At 71.8% G+C, this 17462-nt stretch carries 10 protein-coding genes; 5 read left to right on the top strand and 5 right to left on the bottom strand.

Translation table 11 applies throughout. The features are described from left to right. Positions 1-350: 350 nt before the first annotated feature. On the top strand, positions 351-875 hold the full coding sequence (locus ABZ823_RS02520; protein WP_361652807.1) for a hypothetical protein: 525 nt from the start codon (positions 351-353) through the stop codon (positions 873-875). Positions 876-1021: 146 nt separating this feature from the next. Next, complete coding sequence (locus tag ABZ823_RS02515; RefSeq protein ID WP_361652805.1) at positions 1022-1660, top strand: class F sortase; 639 nt, start codon at positions 1022-1024, stop codon at positions 1658-1660. A gap of 52 nt (positions 1661-1712) precedes the next feature. Here the strand turns inward: ABZ823_RS02515 and nirD are convergent, their stop codons facing one another. The 4 genes from nirD to ABZ823_RS02495 form a co-directional block, all read right to left on the bottom strand. Further along, positions 1713-2063, bottom strand: coding sequence for a nitrite reductase small subunit NirD (gene nirD, locus ABZ823_RS02510; protein ID WP_361652803.1), 351 nt, complete (start codon positions 2061-2063; stop codon positions 1713-1715). Beyond that, positions 2060-4693 carry a nitrite reductase large subunit NirB gene (nirB, locus tag ABZ823_RS02505; RefSeq protein ID WP_361652801.1) on the bottom strand — a complete coding sequence of 878 codons (2634 nt, stop codon included), beginning with the start codon at positions 4691-4693 and terminating at the stop codon, positions 2060-2062. Before nirB ends, nirD begins: the two co-directional genes overlap by 4 nt. Before the next feature lie 662 nt (positions 4694-5355). After that, positions 5356-8049, bottom strand: coding sequence for a pyruvate, phosphate dikinase (ppdK, locus tag ABZ823_RS02500; protein ID WP_361652799.1), 2694 nt, complete (start codon positions 8047-8049; stop codon positions 5356-5358). 495 nt (positions 8050-8544) lie between these two features. Continuing rightward, positions 8545-9765, bottom strand: a complete 1221-nt coding sequence (locus ABZ823_RS02495; protein ID WP_361652797.1) for an ROK family protein — start codon at positions 9763-9765, stop codon at positions 8545-8547. A 119-nt stretch (positions 9766-9884) separates the two neighbouring features. On the opposite strand from ABZ823_RS02495, the gene ABZ823_RS02490 reads away from it, so the two are divergent. From ABZ823_RS02490 to ABZ823_RS02480, 3 genes are all read left to right on the top strand, one after another. Further along, positions 9885-11528, top strand: a complete 1644-nt coding sequence (locus ABZ823_RS02490) for a hypothetical protein (RefSeq protein ID WP_361652795.1) — start codon at positions 9885-9887, stop codon at positions 11526-11528. Positions 11529-11619: 91 nt separating this feature from the next. Then, positions 11620-13554 carry a glycogen debranching N-terminal domain-containing protein gene (locus tag ABZ823_RS02485; protein WP_361652793.1) on the top strand — a complete coding sequence of 645 codons (1935 nt, stop codon included), beginning with the start codon at positions 11620-11622 and terminating at the stop codon, positions 13552-13554. Positions 13555-14430: 876 nt separating this feature from the next. Next, on the top strand, positions 14431-16089 hold the full coding sequence (locus ABZ823_RS02480; RefSeq protein WP_361652859.1) for a CDP-alcohol phosphatidyltransferase: 1659 nt from the start codon (positions 14431-14433) through the stop codon (positions 16087-16089). A gap of 159 nt (positions 16090-16248) precedes the next feature. Here the strand turns inward: ABZ823_RS02480 and dusB are convergent, their stop codons facing one another. Continuing rightward, a complete protein-coding gene (gene dusB, locus ABZ823_RS02475) occupies positions 16249-17418 on the bottom strand; it encodes a tRNA dihydrouridine synthase DusB (RefSeq protein WP_361652857.1) in 1170 nt (389 codons plus the stop codon). Positions 17419-17462: the final 44 nt, after the last annotated feature.

Here is a 17462-nt window from a genome sequence, read left to right as displayed (position 1 = left end):
CCCGACCGGCCGCGCGCCCCGGCCCTCGCCGCCCCGGCCTCAGGCCCCGCCCGGCCGCCCGAAGCCCGACCGCTTCGGGCGGCCGCTTCGTCGTCACCCGCTCGCGGGCACGCTTGCGCCCTTTGGGTTCTCTTTCGCGAGATTCCGGCCAAACCCCCGGTGACCTGCCGAAACGTCGGCCACAAGGCCCCTTGGGACGCCTCCGCCGCCACTCGTTCATCCTATTTCTGACGGACCGTCAGCAAGCGGCGACGGCCGGGTGCCCTTTTCCTCGGAAGAGCAGGGCACGACCGACGCAGCGGCACGCTGGGGATGCCGCGGGCCGTGCCCTCTCCAAGGAGCACACAACGATGCGACGTACCGCCCGGCTGCTGACCGGTTCCGCGCTCGCCCTCGGCGCCGCGGTTCTCGCCTCCGCGCCCGCGTACGGCGGTGACACCGCGGTCCTGGAGGTCTACCCCTCCGCAGCCGTCCCCGGCTCCCAGGTCACCGTGAACACGGCGGCGTGCGGCGCGGAGGGCGCGGCGGCGGGTGACGCCAGCGCGGTCGGGGCCGGTGTGTTCGTCCTCGCGCCCAGCACACACGAGCAGGACGCGATCGGGCAGTTCCGGGTCCCACCGGGCGCGCAGCCGGGAACGTACGAGATCGTCGCCAAGTGCTCCGGCGGCCGGCACACCACCGTGACCGGCGATCTGACGATCACCCTCACCGCGGCGAAGGACCAGACGCAGCCGCGGGGAAGTGTGAAGACGGGGGTCGGCGGCGCACTGGGCCCCGACCCCGTGAAGACCGCGGCCGGTGTGGCGGCTCTCGCCGTCGCTGCCGCGGGCGGTACCTGGCTCCTGCATCGCCGGCTCAGAGCCGACGGGATCTGACGGACGCCCCCACACTGTCCGTCGGCCGGTACCGCCGTCCCCCATCCCCCTCCGGGTCCGACTGCCCCTCGCGGCCCGGAGGGGGTCCTCGAGGCCCGGAGCCCGGACCCCGGGGAACGCGGCCCCGGGCCCAGAAGGAGGACCACGTGCGCAAGGTCGGCAGGCCCGGCGCGGTCGGCGACGTCGTCATAGCGTCCGTCACGGTGGCCGCCCTGTGCTCCGGAGTCTGGCTGCTGCGCGGCGCCTCCGAGACGCACGCGCCGCCGCAGCCCTCGGTCCCGCAGACGGCCGCGGACACCGGCCCCGCGCGCGTCGTCACGTCCCCGCTGCCGCCCTCGCCACCCGACCGGATACGGATCCCCTCGATACACGTGGACGCCCCGCTCATGGGACTCGGGCTGACACGGACGGGCAGCCTCGACGTCCCGCCCGCCCGCGAGAAGAACCTCGCCGGCTGGTACGAGGCGGGCACCAAGCCCGGCGAGACGGGCACCGCGATCGTCGCCGGGCACGTCGACAACACCGAGGGCCCGGCGGTCTTCTACGACCTCGGGGCGGTGAGCAGGGGCAGCACCATCGAGGTCGACCGGCGCGACGGGTCGACGGCCGTCTTCACGGTCGACACGGTCGAGGTGTACCAGGCGAGAGACTTCCCCGACCAGAAGGTCTACGGGGCGGCACCCCGCCCCGAACTGCGGGTGATCACCTGCGGCGGCGGCTACTCGAGGACCACGGGCTACCAGGGGAACGTGGTCGTCTTCGCGCATCTGACCGGCAGCCGCTGACGCATCCTGCGGGTCCCACGGGCCCTCCCGCCCCTCCGGGGCCGCGGCGCGTTCAGGCCGCCCGTACCTCGTACGTCGCCAGCCGCACGCTCTCGTCGTCCAGGCACTGCCCGGACAGCAGGTCGAAACGCTGCTTGAGGAGGGGCGAGGCCACGTACGGCCGGCCCTCGTGGGTGCCGGTCAGACCGCGGGAGAGGACGGCTGCGCCGCCGAACGGGTCGCGGTTGTCGATGCCGTACAGCCTGCCCGCCCGGTCGAGGAAGAGGGCGACCTGACGGCCGTCCGGCAGCAGCGCCGCCACCCCGCGGCCGGGTGTCAGCCGCGCGAGGTCGCAGATGGTCAACCAGTCCTCACCGAAGCGCACTTGGACGCTCAGGCTCGTCCTGTCGGGTGCCAGGGTCATCGCTGGGCGGTTCCTTCCAGTGGGCGCGTGCGGATGGACAGCAACGGCAGGTCGGGCTTGATCTGGTCGCGCTCGGAGACGAAGCCGACGACCGGATCGGGGATGTCGGGGGCGTTGACGAAGGACACGAACCGGGCCAGCCGCTCGGGGTCGTCCAGGGTCTCGGCCCACTCGTCGCGGTAGTTGGCCACGTGCGCGGCCATCAGGGCCTCCAGCTCCTCGCAGATGCCGAGCGAGTCGTGCACGACCACGTCACGCACATGACCGAGGCCGCCCGGGATCCGCTCCAGCCAGGCCGAGGTGCGTTCCAGGCGGTCGGCCGTGCGGATGTAGAACATCAGGAAGCGGTCGATCAGCCGGACCAGTTCGGCGTCGGACAGGTCCTGGGCGAGCAGGTCCGCGTGGCGCGGGGTGGCGCCGCCGTTGCCGCCGACGTAGAGGTTCCAGCCGCCCGCGGTGGCGATCACCCCGAAGTCCTTCGACTGGGCCTCGGCGCACTCCCGGGCACACCCGGAGACCGCCGACTTCAGCTTGTGCGGGGACCTCAGGCCCCGGTAGCGCAGTTCCAGGTCGATCGCCATGCGGACGGAGTCCTGGACACCGTAGCGGCACCAGGTCCGGCCGACGCACGACTTCACGGTGCGCAGCGCTTTGCCGTACGCATGCCCCGACTCGAAACCCGCTTTCACCAACCGGGCCCAGATGACCGGGAGTTGCTCGACACGAGCGCCGAACAGGTCGATGCGCTGACCGCCGGTGATCTTCGTGTAGAGACCGAAGTCGCGGGCGATCTCGCCGATCACGATCAGTTTCTCCGGCGTGATCTCGCCACCGGGGACACGCGGCACGACCGAGTACGAGCCGTTCTTCTGAAGGTTGGCGAGGAAATGGTCGTTGGTGTCCTGCAGGGCGGCCTGTTCGCCGTCCAGGATGTGGCCGTCGGCGCCGATGGCGGGGGCGAGCGAGGCGATGATCGAGGCCACCGCGGGCTTGCAGGTCTCGCAGCCGTCGCCGTCCCGTGCCCCCTCCCTCCCGTAGCGGTCCAGCAGGTCGCGGTAGGAGGTGATCCGCAGCGCCAGGACGATCTCGTACAGCTCCTCGCGGGTCTGCGGGAAGCAGCCGCACAGGCCCTTGTCGACCTCGACGCCGCCCGCCTCCAGCTCGGCGTCGACCAGCTGCCCCAGCACCTTGAGGCAGCTGCCGCAGCCCGTACCGGCCCTGGTGCACTTCTTCACCTCGGGGACCGTTGTGCAATGGTGCTCGGTGACCGCGGCCCGGACGGCGCCCTTGGTGACGTTGTGGCAGGAGCAGACGACCGCCTCGTCCGGCAGCGCCGAGGGGCCGAGCTGCGCCGGGGCGCCGGAGCCCGCCGGGAGCACGAGCTGCTCGGGGGCGACGGGCGGCACGGAGCCGGTGAGCGCGCGCAGCGTCCCGTACGCCTCCGCGTCGCCGACCAGGATTCCACCGAGCAGCTCGCCGTCCCGGCCGATGACCAGCTTCTTGTACGTGCCCGAGCGCGCGTCGGCGTAGACGATGTCGAGGCAGCCGGAGGTGGTGCCGTGCGCGTCACCGAAGGAGGCGACGTCCACGCCGAGCAGCTTCAGCTTGGTGGACAGGTCGGCGCCGGTGAACGAGGAACGGTCGGCCTCGTCGGCGGCGATTGTCGCGGAGGACCGGTCGGCCTTGTCGGCGGCGATCGCGGCGGCGGCCGTCTCGGCCATCTCGTAGCCGGGAGCGACCAGGCCGTAGACCCGGCCGTCGGCCGCCTGCGCGCACTCGCCGATCGCGAACACGTACGGGTCCCCGACGGCACGGCACCTCTCGTCGACCGTGATGCCGCCGCGGTCGCCGACCGCGAGGCCGCAGGCACGGGCGAGCTGGTCGCGGGGGCGCACGCCGGCCGAGAACACGACCATGTCGGTGGCGAGTCCGGACCCGTCGGACAGCCTCATCCCCGTCACCGCGCCGTCCTCGCCGATGAGGATCTCCTGGGTGCCCGCGCCCGTGTGCACGGTCAGGCCCATGCCCTCGATGGTGCGCAGCAGCGCGGCGCCACCGCCCTCGTCGACCTGCACCGGCATCAGGCGCGGCGCGAACTCAACGACATGGGTGGCGAGGCCCAGCCCCTTGAGCGCACCGGCCGCCTCCAGACCGAGGAGGCCACCGCCGACCACCGCGCCCGTGGTCGCCCTCGTCCGCGCGTACTCCTCGATGGCGAGCAGGTCCTCGATGGTGCGGTAGACGAAGCAGCCCGTCGCGTCCCTGCCGGGGACGGGCGGGACGAAGGGGTAGGAGCCGGTGGCGAGGACGAGCGTGTCGTACCGGACCGTCCGCCCGGAACGGGTGGTCACCGTCCGCGCCTGCCGGTCGACGGCGACTGCCGGATCGCCGAGGTGCAGCTCGACACCGTGCCGGTCGAGGAACTCGCTGTCGGTCAGGGCCAGTTCATCGGGGGTCGTGCCCGTGAAGTACGAGGTCAGGCGTACGCGGTCGTAGGCGGGGCGCGGCTCCTCGCCCAGCACGACCACCCGGTGCGCGGCGGTCAGGCCGCGCTCGGCGAGCGCTTCGAGGAAGCGCTGACCGACCATGCCATGGCCGACGAGCACGATCGTGGGGGTGTCCGGGGACATCAGGAGCCTCCATCGGGGGTGGGCGGGTGCGGCGGCGGGGCGTTCAGGGGGAGGGACCGGTCCGAGCGGGGGACCTCCTGGGCCGCTCGGCCGGGCCGGGTGACCCGGGAGCGGACGGCGCGCTCCGCCGGGAGCGGGACGGACTTGCTGGGAGCGCCGGGACCAGAGGCGTCAGCCGGCCGCTCACCGTGCCTGGCGAGCGCACTGGGGTTACCCGCCCCACCGGGCCAAGGGGCAGAAGCAGGGGGACGGGCAGCACCAGCGGGACAGGCAGCACCAGCGGGACGCTCGGGACCGCCAGGGCGCGCAGAACCGGCAGGACGCGCCGAACCGGCAGGACGCGCAGATCCCGCAGTACGGCTGCCCGCGCGTCCGGCGCCGGTCATCGCCGCGCGCAAGTCCGAGTCCGAGGTCATGCACCGCAGCGTGCGGCGCCGACGTTACCCGGCCGCATCACCCCTGTTTCCCGGGCGGAACGCTGCCCTCAGCGAGGACCGGGCGCTGGTGTGAGGGGCAGCGGGCGCGCGGCGCTCGGCGCGGGTACGGCGAGAGGGCGGCACCCCCCGCACAGGGGTGCCGCCCTCTCTCGGTGGTCCGGGCCGTCCTCGGGCCGGTGAGGGTCATGGATGACCGAGGACGGTCCCGGTGGCTTCCCGGGTGTGTCAGCGGTGGTCGCTGCCCTCCGACTGCGATGCCGCCCGGCCCGCCTCCAGGCGGGCGACCGGGATCCGGAAGGGGGAGCAGGACACGTAGTCCAGCCCCACCTCGTGGAAGAAGTGCACCGACTCCGGGTCGCCGCCGTGCTCGCCGCACACGCCGAGCTTCAGGTCGGGCCGGGTCGCCCGGCCCGCCTTCGACGCGTCCTGGACCAGCTTGCCCACGCCGTCCCGGTCGATCGTCTCGAACGGGGAGACGCCGAAGATGCCCTTCTCCAGGTACGCCGTGAAGAAGCTCGCCTCCACGTCGTCCCGGCTGAAGCCCCACACCGTCTGGGTGAGGTCGTTGGTGCCGAAGGAGAAGAACTCGGCCGCCTCGGCGATCTGCCCGGCCGTCAGCGCGGCGCGCGGCAGCTCGATCATCGTGCCGATCGCCAGCTTCAGCTGCGTCCCCGAGGCCTCCTCGACCTCGGCGACGACCCGGTCCGCCTCCTCGCGCACGATCTCCAGCTCCTGGACCGTGCCGACGAGCGGAATCATGATCTCCGCGCGCGGGTCGCCCTTCGCGGCCTTGCGTTCGGCCGCCGCCTCGGCGATCGCCCGTACCTGCATGGTGAACAGGCCCGGGATCACCAGGCCGAGGCGCACGCCCCGCAGGCCCAGCATCGGGTTCTGCTCGTGCAGACGGTGCACGGCCTGGAGCAGGCGCAGCTCGTTCTCGTGCGGCTCCTGGCGGGACTCGGCCAGCGCCACACGCACCGACAGCTCGGTGATGTCGGGCAGGAACTCGTGCAGCGGCGGGTCGAGGAGGCGGATGGTGACCGGCAGGCCGTCCATCGCCTCGAACAGCTCCACGAAGTCCTGCTTCTGAAGGGGCAGGAGTTCCTTCAGGGAGTCCTCGCGCTCGACCTCGGTGTCCGCCAGGATCAGGCGTTCCACCAGCTCACGCCGGTCGCCGAGGAACATGTGCTCGGTGCGGCACAGGCCGATGCCCTGGGCGCCGAAGCGCCGTGCGCGCAGCGCGTCCTCCGCGTTGTCCGCGTTCGCCCGCACCCGCAGCCGCCGCTTGCGGTCCGCGAACGCCATGATCCGGTGCACGGCCTCCACCAGTTCGTCGGCGTCGTCCGCGCCGGCGTGCATCCGGCCCTCGAAGTACTCGACGACCGGGGAGGGGACGACCGGGACCTCACCGAGGTACACCTTGCCCGACGAGCCGTCGATGGAGATCACGTCGCCCTCCTCGACGACGTGCCCGCCCGGCACCGTCATCCGGCGCCGCTTGGTGTCGACCTCCAGCTCCTCCGCGCCGCAGACACAGGTCTTGCCCATGCCGCGCGCGACCACGGCCGCGTGCGAGGTCTTGCCGCCGCGGGAGGTGAGGATGCCCTCGGCCGCGATCATGCCGTCCAGGTCGTCGGGGTTGGTCTCACGGCGGACCAGGATGACCTTCTCGCCGGAGCGCGACCACTTGACCGCCGTGTACGAGTCGAAGACCGCCTTGCCGACCGCCGCGCCCGGCGACGCCGCGATGCCCCGGCCGATCTGCTCCACCCTCGCGCTCTCGTCGAAGCGCGGGAACATCAGCTGCGCGAGCTGCGCGCCGGTGACGCGCTGAAGCGCCTCGGCCTCGTCGATAAGGCCCTGGTCCACCAGCTGCGTGGCGATGCGGAAGGCCGCGCCCGCGGTGCGCTTGCCGACCCGGGTCTGGAGCATCCACAGCCGGCCGCGCTCGATGGTGAACTCGATGTCACAGAGGTCCTTGTAGTGGTTCTCCAGGGTCTCCATGATCTGCATCAGCTGGTCGTACGACTTCTTGTCGATCCGCTCCAGCTCGGCGAGCGGGACCGTGTTGCGGATGCCCGCCACCACGTCCTCGCCCTGCGCGTTCTGCAAGTAGTCGCCGTACACGCCCTGGTGGCCGGAGGCGGGGTCGCGGGTGAAGGCGACGCCCGTGCCGGAGTCGGGGCCCAGGTTGCCGAAGACCATCGAGCAGACGTTCACCGCCGTGCCCAGGTCGTGCGGGATGCGCTCCTGACGGCGGTAGAGCTTGGCGCGTTCGCCGTTCCAGGAGTCGAAGACCGCCTTGATGGCGAGGTCCATCTGCTCGCGTGGGTCCTGCGGGAAGTCGCGGCCGGCCTCGGTCTTGACGATCTTCTTGTACTTGGTGACCAGCTTCTTCAGGTCGGCCGCGTCCAGCTGGGTGTCGTCGGTGACCTTCTTGGACTCCTTGGACTTCTCCAGCGCGTCCTCGAAGAGGTCCCCGTCGACGCCGAGGACGGTCTTGCCGAACATCTGGATGAGACGGCGGTAGGAGTCCCAGGCGAAGCGCTCGTCGCCCGCCTGCTTGGCCAGACCCTGCACGGACTTGTCGGAGAGCCCGATGTTCAGGACGGTGTCCATCATGCCGGGCATGGAGAACTTCGCCCCGGAACGGACCGACACCAGAAGCGGGTTGTCGGCCTGGCCGAGCTTCTTGCCCATCCGCTCCTCGAGGGCGGCGAGGTGCGCACTCACCTCGTCACGCAGTGCCGCGGGTTCCTCCCCGCTGTCCAGGTAGACCTTGCAGGCCTCGGTGGTGATGGTGAAGCCCGGAGGGACGGGCAGACCGAGGTTGGTCATTTCGGCGAGGTTCGCACCCTTACCGCCGAGGAGGTCCTTGAGGTCCTTGTTGCCCTCGGTGAAGTCGTAAACGAACTTCACGCGCTCCACGCCGTTTTCAGTTACGTGGGGATCTTTGTTTTCCGACACGGTCGCGACTCCTCGAGGACGCGGTGGCTGCCCTGACGGCGAGGAACATACCCAGATCAAAGGCGTCTGGGTACGTCCACTTGCCCGTCATACGCCCGTAACCACTCGTCCGCCACTGGATCGAAAGTCAAAGCTTCGCAAGCGCCGACCGGGCGATGTTTTCACTTCTTGAACGCGGCGACACCCAAAGGCCCCGCTTCACCGCTCACATGAGCGGGTCTCGGCACGTCTGATTTCGATCGATGAACGATCAAGGGGTGGCACTGAGTGCCAATCTTTGAGAAGTGCAGCCGCTCTTGATCCGCTCATCTGAGCGCAACCCCTATCAGGGGTGGTGAGAATCACGCTATGCGAGGCGGCCCCATTTCACCATGCGGACGTACGTACGGACGGAAGCACGGCTCGCGGGACCCGGACGCCGAACGCCTCTCGACCCGGCCGAGGGGGTCAGACCCCGAGCGCGAGCAGCCGTTCCTCCACCCGCTCCGGCGCGTAGAGGTGCTCGACGACCAGGGCACCCGCCCCGACCAGCCCCGCCCGCTCCCCGAGCCGGGAGGTCACCACGTCCAGGTGCGCGGTGGAACGCGGCAACGCCCGCTGGTACAGCAGTTCCCGCACCCCCGTCAGAAAGGGTGTTCCGGCCAGATCTCCGGCGATCATCAGCACCCCCGGGTTCAGCAGGGTCACGACCGTCGCGAGGACGTCTCCGACCCGCCGTCCGGCCTCCCGGGCGAGCGCGGCGGCCTCCGGGTGACCCGCGGCCAGCAGATCCCGCACATCCGAGCCGGAGGCGGCCGGCACCCCCACCTCCGCGAGCCGGCGCGCCACGGCACCTCCGCTCGCCACCGCGGCCAGGCAGCCGTACGAACCGCACCGGCACAGAGCGTCCACGCCCTCGGGGACCCGGATGTGCCCGATGTCCCCGGCGCCGCCGTCGATGCCGCGGTAGACACGGCCGTCGACCACCACCCCCGCGCCTATACCGGTGGACACCTTGACCAGTACGAACGCCGAGCAGTCCGGGTGCCCGGCGCGCTGTTCGCCGTACGCCATCAAGTTCGCGTCGTTGTCCACGAGCACGGGCACCTCCCCGGCGCCGTGCGCATGCTCGGCGAAGGCGCGGGCGAGGCGCCCTCTCACGTCGTACCCGTCCCAGCCGGGCATGATCGGCGGCTGCACCACCCGGCCGGTGTCGCTGTCCACGGGCCCGGGTACGGCGAGCCCGATCCCGCAGACCTCGTGCGCCCGGTGACCCGCCTTCTCCAGCAACCGGCCGAACCGACGGCCCAGTTCGCCGAGCACGGCGTCCGGGCCGTCCTCGATGACCAGGATCCCGGTGTGCTCGGCGAGGATCTCGCCCGCCAGGGACACCACGGCCGCGCGGGCATGCCGGGTGTCGAGGTCGGCGGCCAGCACCACGGCGTGGGCGTCGTCGAACTCCAGGGTGATCGAAGGGCGCCCGCCGAGCGGGGAGTCGACCGGCCCGCCCGCGCCCTCGCGCAGCCAGCCGGCCCGGAAGAGGCGGTCCAGGCGTTGGCCGACCGTGGCCCGGGACAGGCCCGTGGCCTGCTGAAGAGCGCCCCGGGTCGTGGCGCGGCCACTGCGCACCAGTGCGAGCAGTTCTCCGGCACTGGCCTGGTGGCCCGGTTTCCCGGCCCTCCCGCTCATACGCACCCCCTTGCGTTCATCAACCCTGCATTACATATTGAGTTCTGCGTGTTAAATAGACGTAACCCTACGGTAGCTCCTGCCGAACCGCTCGGCAGGACGTCTTTCGGGGAGCCCGAGTGGACCGCTCGACCCAACTAGCCGCCCGCCGCGCGGAGCCCGCCGGTCCCGCGCGCACCCCCGGCGCGCCCCCGATGTCCGGTCCGCACCGGATCGCCCGATCCAGGCCCGCCGCATACGATCCCTCCGAGCGCTGGGGGACGCTTCCCGCCAGGGCCGCCCAGGTGCTCGAGGGCAACTGGACGGGGACCTCCACGGTGCCGTCCCGTGGTCTGTACCCACACCAGTGGTCCTGGGACTCCGCGTTCATCGCGATCGGCCTGCGCCATCTGTCGCCGCTGAGGGCACAGACGGAACTGGAGACGCTGCTCGAGGCCCAATGGGCGGACGGGCGCGTCCCGCACATCGTCTTCAACCCCTCCGTGCCGCTCGACGCGTACTTCCCGAGTCCCGACTTCTGGCGCTCCTCGACCGCGGGGCGCGCTGCGGGCGCCCCGCGCGCCGTACAGACCTCGGGCATCGTGCAGCCACCGGTGCACGCGCTGGCGGCCTGGCTGGTGCACCGGGCCGACCCGGGGCTGTCCCGGGGCCGCGGCTTCCTGCCCCGCGTCTACCCGCGGCTCGCCGCCTGGCACCGTTATCTGCTGCACCGCCGGGACCTGGGCGGCGGCGGGCTGGTCTCGGTGGTGCACCCCTGGGAGCAGGGCATGGACAACAGCCCCGCCTGGGACGCGCCGCTGTCCCGGATCGCCGCGGCCCCGGCCCGCTCCTTCCGCCGCGCCGACCTGGACCACGGCGCACCCGAGGACCGCCCGACGGACCTGGACTACGGGAGGTATGTGCGGCTGGCGACGGACTACCGGGACAGCGGATACGCCGACGGGGCGGGCGAGTTCGCGGTGGAGGACCCGGCGTTCAACGCGCTGCTGATCGCGTCGGAGCACGCACTGGCCCGGATAGCGCGGGAGTTGGGCGCGACGGGCACGGCGCGCCACGCCCGCGCACAACGTCTGACGACGGCACTCGTCGACCGCCTCTGGGACCCGGCCGAGGGGACGTTCTTCTGCCGGGATCTGCGGGGCGGGGCCCGGGAGAGCGGTTCCTCTCGAAGCACTGCTCTCGAAGGAGAGCGCCGCTCTCAGGGCGACGCACGCGGAGCAGAGCAGCGCTCTCGCAGCAGCGCACGCGAAGCAGAGCAGCGCTCTCGCAGCAGCGCACGCGGAGCGGGGAGGCGCTCTCGGAGCGGCGCTCTCGCACCGGAGCAGTGCTCTCTCGCTGGCGCTCTCATCCCCGAGCGCACTGTCTCCGGGCTCATCCCGCTGCTTCTGCCCACACTCCCCCACGACATCGCGACCGCGCTCGTGCGCACGCTGTCCGGGCCGCACTTCGGCCTGGGCGGCGCCACCCGGCTCGTCCCGAGTTACGACCTGCTCGGCGAGGCGTTCGACCCACACCGGTACTGGCGCGGCCCGGCCTGGTTCAACACCGGCTGGCTGCTGGAGCGCGGCCTGCGGACGCACAGGCAGCAGGCGGCGGCCGACGCCCTGCGCGAGGCGCTGCTGGAGACAGCGGACACCTCCGACTTCGCCGAGTACGTCGACCCCCGCACCGGCGAGGCATGCGGGGCGATGGGCTTCAGCTGGACCGCCGCGCTCACGCTCGATCTGCTGCACAACGCACTGCACAAGGCCCCACGCCCGTAGGCGAAACCGAACAGGGGACCCCCGCCGGACACGGCGTGTCCCCCATGGGCACCGGCACGTTCGACAGGAGTGACAAGGGAGGGGACCGGGGATGACGGATCGGCATCATCTGCTCGTACACGGCGGCACGTTCGCCGCCGTGGGCGACGGCGGCGACATCAGCGGGGTGCGGGGCAACTCCCCGGCCGGGTTGTTCGTACGGGACGCACGGCATCTGAGCCGGTGGCAGCTCACCGTCGACGGCGCCGTGCCCGAGACGCTCACGCCGGTCGCCGACGGGGACACAGCGCACTGCGTCCTCGTACCACGCGGCGGCCGGCAGGAGCCGCCCGCGCACACCCTCTTCCGTGAACAGGCCGTCGTCGACGGAGCTTTCGTGGAATCGCTGCGGGTCACCAACAACCGCCCGGTGCCGACCACGGTGCGCGTGGCGGTCACCGCGGACGCAGACTTCGCGGACCAGTTCGAGCTGCGCTCCGACCACCGTACGTATGCCAAGACGGGTGCCGTGCGCTCCCGCCAAGTCCTCGACAACGGAGTGAAGTTCGGCTACCGGCGCGGCGAGTGGCGATCCAGTACCACCGTCACGGCCGAGCCGGCGCCGGACGGCGTGGAGGAAACAGGCACAGGCGCCCGCCGCCTGGTCTGGGCGCTGGAGCTTCAGCCGCACGGCTCGGCGGAGCTGCTCCTGCGGGTCGCCGCCCGGCCGCACGGGGCCACGCGGGACCCGGATGTCCCGGCGACCCCCGCCGCCGCCAACGACCGGCTGCTCGCGCTGGAAGGCGCGTTCATGGAGGGCGTGGCGTTCCCCACCGGCTGGCCGGAGCTGGCGACGGCGTGTGCCCGGGGCCTGTCCGACCTGGCCTCGCTCCAGGTCCCGGCGACCGGCCCCGACGGCGAGGAGCTGCTCGTTCCCGCCGCGGGTGCCCCCTGGTTCCTCGCGCTGCTGGGCCGCGACGCGCTCCTCACGTCCCTCTTCGCGCTGCCCTACCGCCCCCGGCTGGCCGCGGCCACCCTGCCCGCGCTCGCCGCGACGCAGGCGACCGAGGTCGGCGCGCGTTCGGTCGCCCAGCCGGGAAAGATCGTCCACGAGGTGCGGCACGGGGAGCTGGCGCACTTCGGGCAGGTGCCGTACGGGCGGTACTACGGCTCGGTCGACGCGACGCCTCTGTTTCTCGTGCTGCTGGGGGCATACGTCGAGCAGACCGGTGACGTGGGGCCGGCCCGCCGTCTGGAACCCAACGCCCGGGCGGCGATCGGCTGGATGCTGGACCACGGCGGTCTCACCTCGCACGGCTACCTCGTCTACCGCGCCGACCGGGGAGGACTCGCCAACCAGAACTGGAAGGACTCCCCCGGTGCTATCTGCTCCGCCGACGGCAGCCGCCCCCACGGGCCGGTGATGGCGGCCGGGGCGCAGGGGTACGCGTACGACGCGTTGCGCCGCACCGCGCACCTGGCGCGCACGGTGTGGGACGACGAGGTGTACGCGGCACTCCTCGAACAGGCGGCCGGGGACCTGCGCGACCGTTTCCAGCGCGACTTCTGGATGGACGAGCACGCCTTCCCGGCGCTCGCGCTGGACGGCGAGGGCCACCAGGTGAACGCGCTGGCCTCGGACGCCGGGCATCTGCTGTGGTCGGGCCTGCTGGACAAGGAGTACGGCGAACTGGTCGGCCGACGCCTTCTGGAACCGGACTTCTTCTCCGGCTGGGGAGTGCGCACACTGGCCGCGGACCAGGCGGCGTACCACCCGATGTCGTACCACCGGGGCTCGGTCTGGCCCCACGACAACGCGCTGATCACACTGGGCCTGGCCCGCTACGGGCTGCACGACGAGGCCCGTACGGTGGCGCACGCGCTGGTGGAGGCGGCCACGGCCACGGGCCACCGGCTGCCGGAGGTGCTCGCGGGGTACGGCCGCGACACGCATCCGGAGCCGGTGCCGTACCCGCACGCCTGTACCCGGGAGTCCCGCTCGGCGGCGACACCGCTCGCGTTGCTCACCGCGGTCGGGGGCGCCTGAGGCTCAGGGCGTGGACGGACAAGGTTCCCGGGCACGGTCCACAGCCTGTGCGCGTTCGCCGGATCCACCCACACGGGGCCATGCCGGCGACGGCACGGGCTCCCTGCAGTCCGGCTGGTTGACCTCGGGTTTGCCGGGTGTTTGCCGGGCGCTTGGAGGTCGGCTTGAACGCAGGCCCGGGACGGCCCGTACGGGATGACGGCGGGCCGGGCCTCCCCAGCGCGGCCCGCCCCTCCACCACGGGCTTCGCATGGAAGGACCCTCGGGTTGCCTCTCAACACACGCCAACGACAGACGACGGACAAGGCGGGGGCGGTCACCGACGGGGTCCTGCCGGCGCAGGCGGAGCGGCCGGATACGGAGGGGGCACCGCCCGCTCCGAAGACGTCGCCCGAGGAACAGGCACCCGAGGAACGGGGGCCGCAGAAGCGGGCGTCAGAGGAACAGCCCCCGAACGAAGAAGCGTCCGAAGAGCGGGCGCCCGAGGGAAAGTCGCCGGAGACGCCGAGGCACCCGCCCGCGGACGGGCCTGACGCTCCCGCGCCGGAAGGCGAAGCCGTGGCCGAGACCGAGGTCACGGCCGTGGCCGACACCGACACCGAACTCCCGGCCGACGCCGAGAGCGACACCGAGGTCACGGACGTCACCGACACCAAAGTCGCGGCCGACACGGACACCGACGCCGAACTCCCGGCCGGCACCAAACTCCCGGCCGGCACCGAACTCCCGGCCGACGCCGAGAGCGACACCGAGGTCACGGACGTCACCGACACCAAAGGCCCGGCCGGCACGGACACCGACACCGACACCGACACCGACACCGAAAAGGGAACGCCGACCGACCCCCGGCCCGCGCCCTCCCGCTGGGGCCGGCGGCTGCGCGGCTGGCAGGACGGTCACCCCGTCGCCGCCCGCGCCATCGGCGTCGCCGTCACCGTTCTCGCGGGCCTGCTCGTCGTCGTCTCGTTCCTGCTGCCCAACCGGCCGGAGAACTTCCGGATCACCGAGTTCACCCGGCTCCCGGTGGAGGCGCTCATAGGCACTGTCGTGCTGACCGCGCTGCCCCGGCGTCCCCGGCTGATCACGGCCTGGCTGGGCGGCCTCGTGCTAGGCGCGCTGACCGTGCTCAACCTGCTGGACGTCGGCTTCTACCAGTACCTCGGCCGCGGCTTCAACGTCATCCTCGACTGGCCGCTGTTCAGCGACGCGTACTCCTATCTCCAGGACACACTAGGCAACACGGGCGCCCTGGGTGTCCTGCTCGCGGCCCTCGTCATCCCCCTTGCCGTCCTCGGCGTCTCGGCGCTCGCCGTCGTCCGGCTCAGCAACCTGATGGCCCGGCACCGCCCCACCACCACCCGCGCCGTCCTCGTCCTGAGCGTGGTCTGGATGACCTGCCAGGCCCTCGGTCTCCAGGCCGGTGGCGTACCGCTGGCCGCCGAGCGCACGGTCACGATGCTCCAGTACCGCTCCGACCGGATCCGGGAGACCGTCCGTGACGAGCGCGAATTCTCCAGGACCGCGAAGGTCGACGCCTTCGGCAACACCCCGGGGTCCCAGCTCGTGCCCGATCTGCGCGGCAAGGACATGATCTTCACCTTCATCGAGAGCTACGGCCGGAGCGCCGTCGAGGACCCGATCATGGCGCCCGGCGTCGACAAGACCCTCGACACCAGCACCCAGGCCCTCGCCAAGGCGGGCTTTCACGCCAAGAGCGGCTGGCTGACCTCGGCGACATACGGCGGCAGCAGCTGGCTCGGCCACTCCACGTTCATGTCGGGCCTGTGGATCAACAACCAGAACCGCTACCGCACGGTCAGCGCGAGCGACCACCTCACCCTCACCGAGGCGTTCAAGAAGACCGGGGCCTGGGACACGGTCGGCATCATGCCGGGTGTGCAGAAGGGCTGGCCCGAGGCGAAGTGGTACGGCCTCGACAAGGTCCACAACGCCTTCCAGATGGGCTACGAGGGCCCGAAGTTCAGCTGGTCGACCATGCCGGACCAGTACGCGCTGGAGCAGTTCCAGAAGCTGGAGCACAGCAGGAAGCGGGACAAGCCGCTGATGTCGTTCGTCATCCTGACCTCCAGCCACCAGCCCTGGGCACCGATCCCGAAGATGGTCGGCTGGGACCGGCTGGGCGACGGCTCGGTCTTCGACGCCATCCAGAAGGCGGGCAACAACCCGGCGGACGTCATCGCCGACTCCGCCCGGTCGAAGGAGGAGTACGGCAAGTCCGTGCAGTACTCGGTGACCGCCCTGACCCAGTGGCTCGAGCGCTACGGCACCGACGACACGGTCCTCGTCTTCCTCGGCGACCATCAGCCGATCTCCCGCGTCAGCGGCAACCACGCGAGCCGTGACGTGCCGTGCGCGATCGTCGCCAAGGACCCGAAGGTGTTCGACAAGATCGCCGACTGGGGCTGGTCGGACGGCCTGCGGCCCGCGCACGACGCGCCGGTGTGGAAGATGAGCTCCTTCCGCGACCGCTTCCTGACGGCGTACGGCTCGACCCCGCACCCGTCGAAGGGCTGATCCGGCTCCGAGGACCGGGGACCGGCGACCGGCGACCGGCGACCGGGGACCGGCGACCGGCGACCGGCGACCGGCGACCGGCGACCGGCGACCGGCGACCGGCGACCGGCGACCGGCGACCGGCGACCGGCGACCGGCGACCGGCGACGATGCTCCGGTTCAGCCCCCGGACGTGTCCAGTTCCGCGTCCTCGGCGATGCCCGCGCAGTCGTACGGGTCCTTCAGCCAGCCGTCCGGCAGCACCACCCGGTTGTTGCCGGACGTCCGGCCGCGCGGTCCGTCGGCGCCGGACGGCCAGGGCTGGTCGAGGTCCAGCTCGTCGAGGCCGGTCCGCAGTTCCTGGAGCGAGGAGGTGACCGCGAGCCGCTTGCGCATCTCCGAGCCGACCGAGAAGCCCTTGAGGTACCAGGCCACGTGCTTGCGGAAGTCGATGACTCCGCGGGACTCGTCGCCGATCCACTCGCCGAGCAGGGTGGCGTGCCGGACCATGACGTCGGCCACCTCGCGCAGGGCCGGCCGCGCGAGCTCCTCCGTCCGTCCCTCGAAGGCGGCCACCAGGTCCGCGAACAGCCACGGCCGACCCAGGCAGCCGCGGCCGACCACGACCCCGTCGCAGCCCGTCTCGCGCACCATGCGCAGCGCGTCCGCGGCCGACCAGATGTCGCCGTTGCCGAGCACCGGGATCTCCGGCACGTGCTCCTTCAGCCGCGCGATCGCGTCCCAGTCCGCGGTGCCGCCGTAGTGCTGTGCGGTGGTGCGGCCGTGCAGCGCGATGGCCGTCACGCCCTCCTGAACGGCGATCCGGCCGGCGTCCAGGTAGGTGAGGTGGTCGTCGTCGATGCCCTTGCGCATCTTCATCGTGACCGGGAGATCACCGGCCCCGCTCACCGCCTCACGCAGGATCGCCCGCAGCAGATTCCGCTTGTACGGCAGCGCCGACCCGCCGCCCTTGCGGGTCACCTTGGGCACCGGGCAGCCGAAGTTCAGGTCGATGTGGTCGGCCAGGTCCTCCTCCGCGATCATGCGGACGGCCTTGCCCACGGTCGCCGGGTCGACGCCGTACAGCTGGATCGAGCGCGGCTTCTCGCTCGCGTCGAACTTGATCAGCTGCATGGTCTTGTCGTTGCGCTCGACCAGCGCGCGGGTCGTGATCATCTCGCTCACGAACAGGCCCTTGCCGCCACTGAACTCCCGGCACAGCGTGCGGAACGGCGCGTTCGTGATCCCTGCCATGGGCGCGAGCACGACGGGCGGCCGGACGGCGTGCGGACCGATCCGCAGCGCCGAGTCCGCGGAGTCCGCAGAGTCCGCGGAGTCCGCAGAGTCCATCACGTTCGTCGGGTTCATCGTGGGCGTGGGCATTACCCCATTGT

The organism is Streptomyces sp. NPDC047079 (genome assembly GCF_040643755.1).
Taxonomy (GTDB): domain Bacteria; phylum Actinomycetota; class Actinomycetes; order Streptomycetales; family Streptomycetaceae; genus Streptomyces.
The sequence above is the reverse complement of the archived record's forward strand: the minus strand, read 5'-3'. Positions and strand labels throughout refer to the sequence as shown.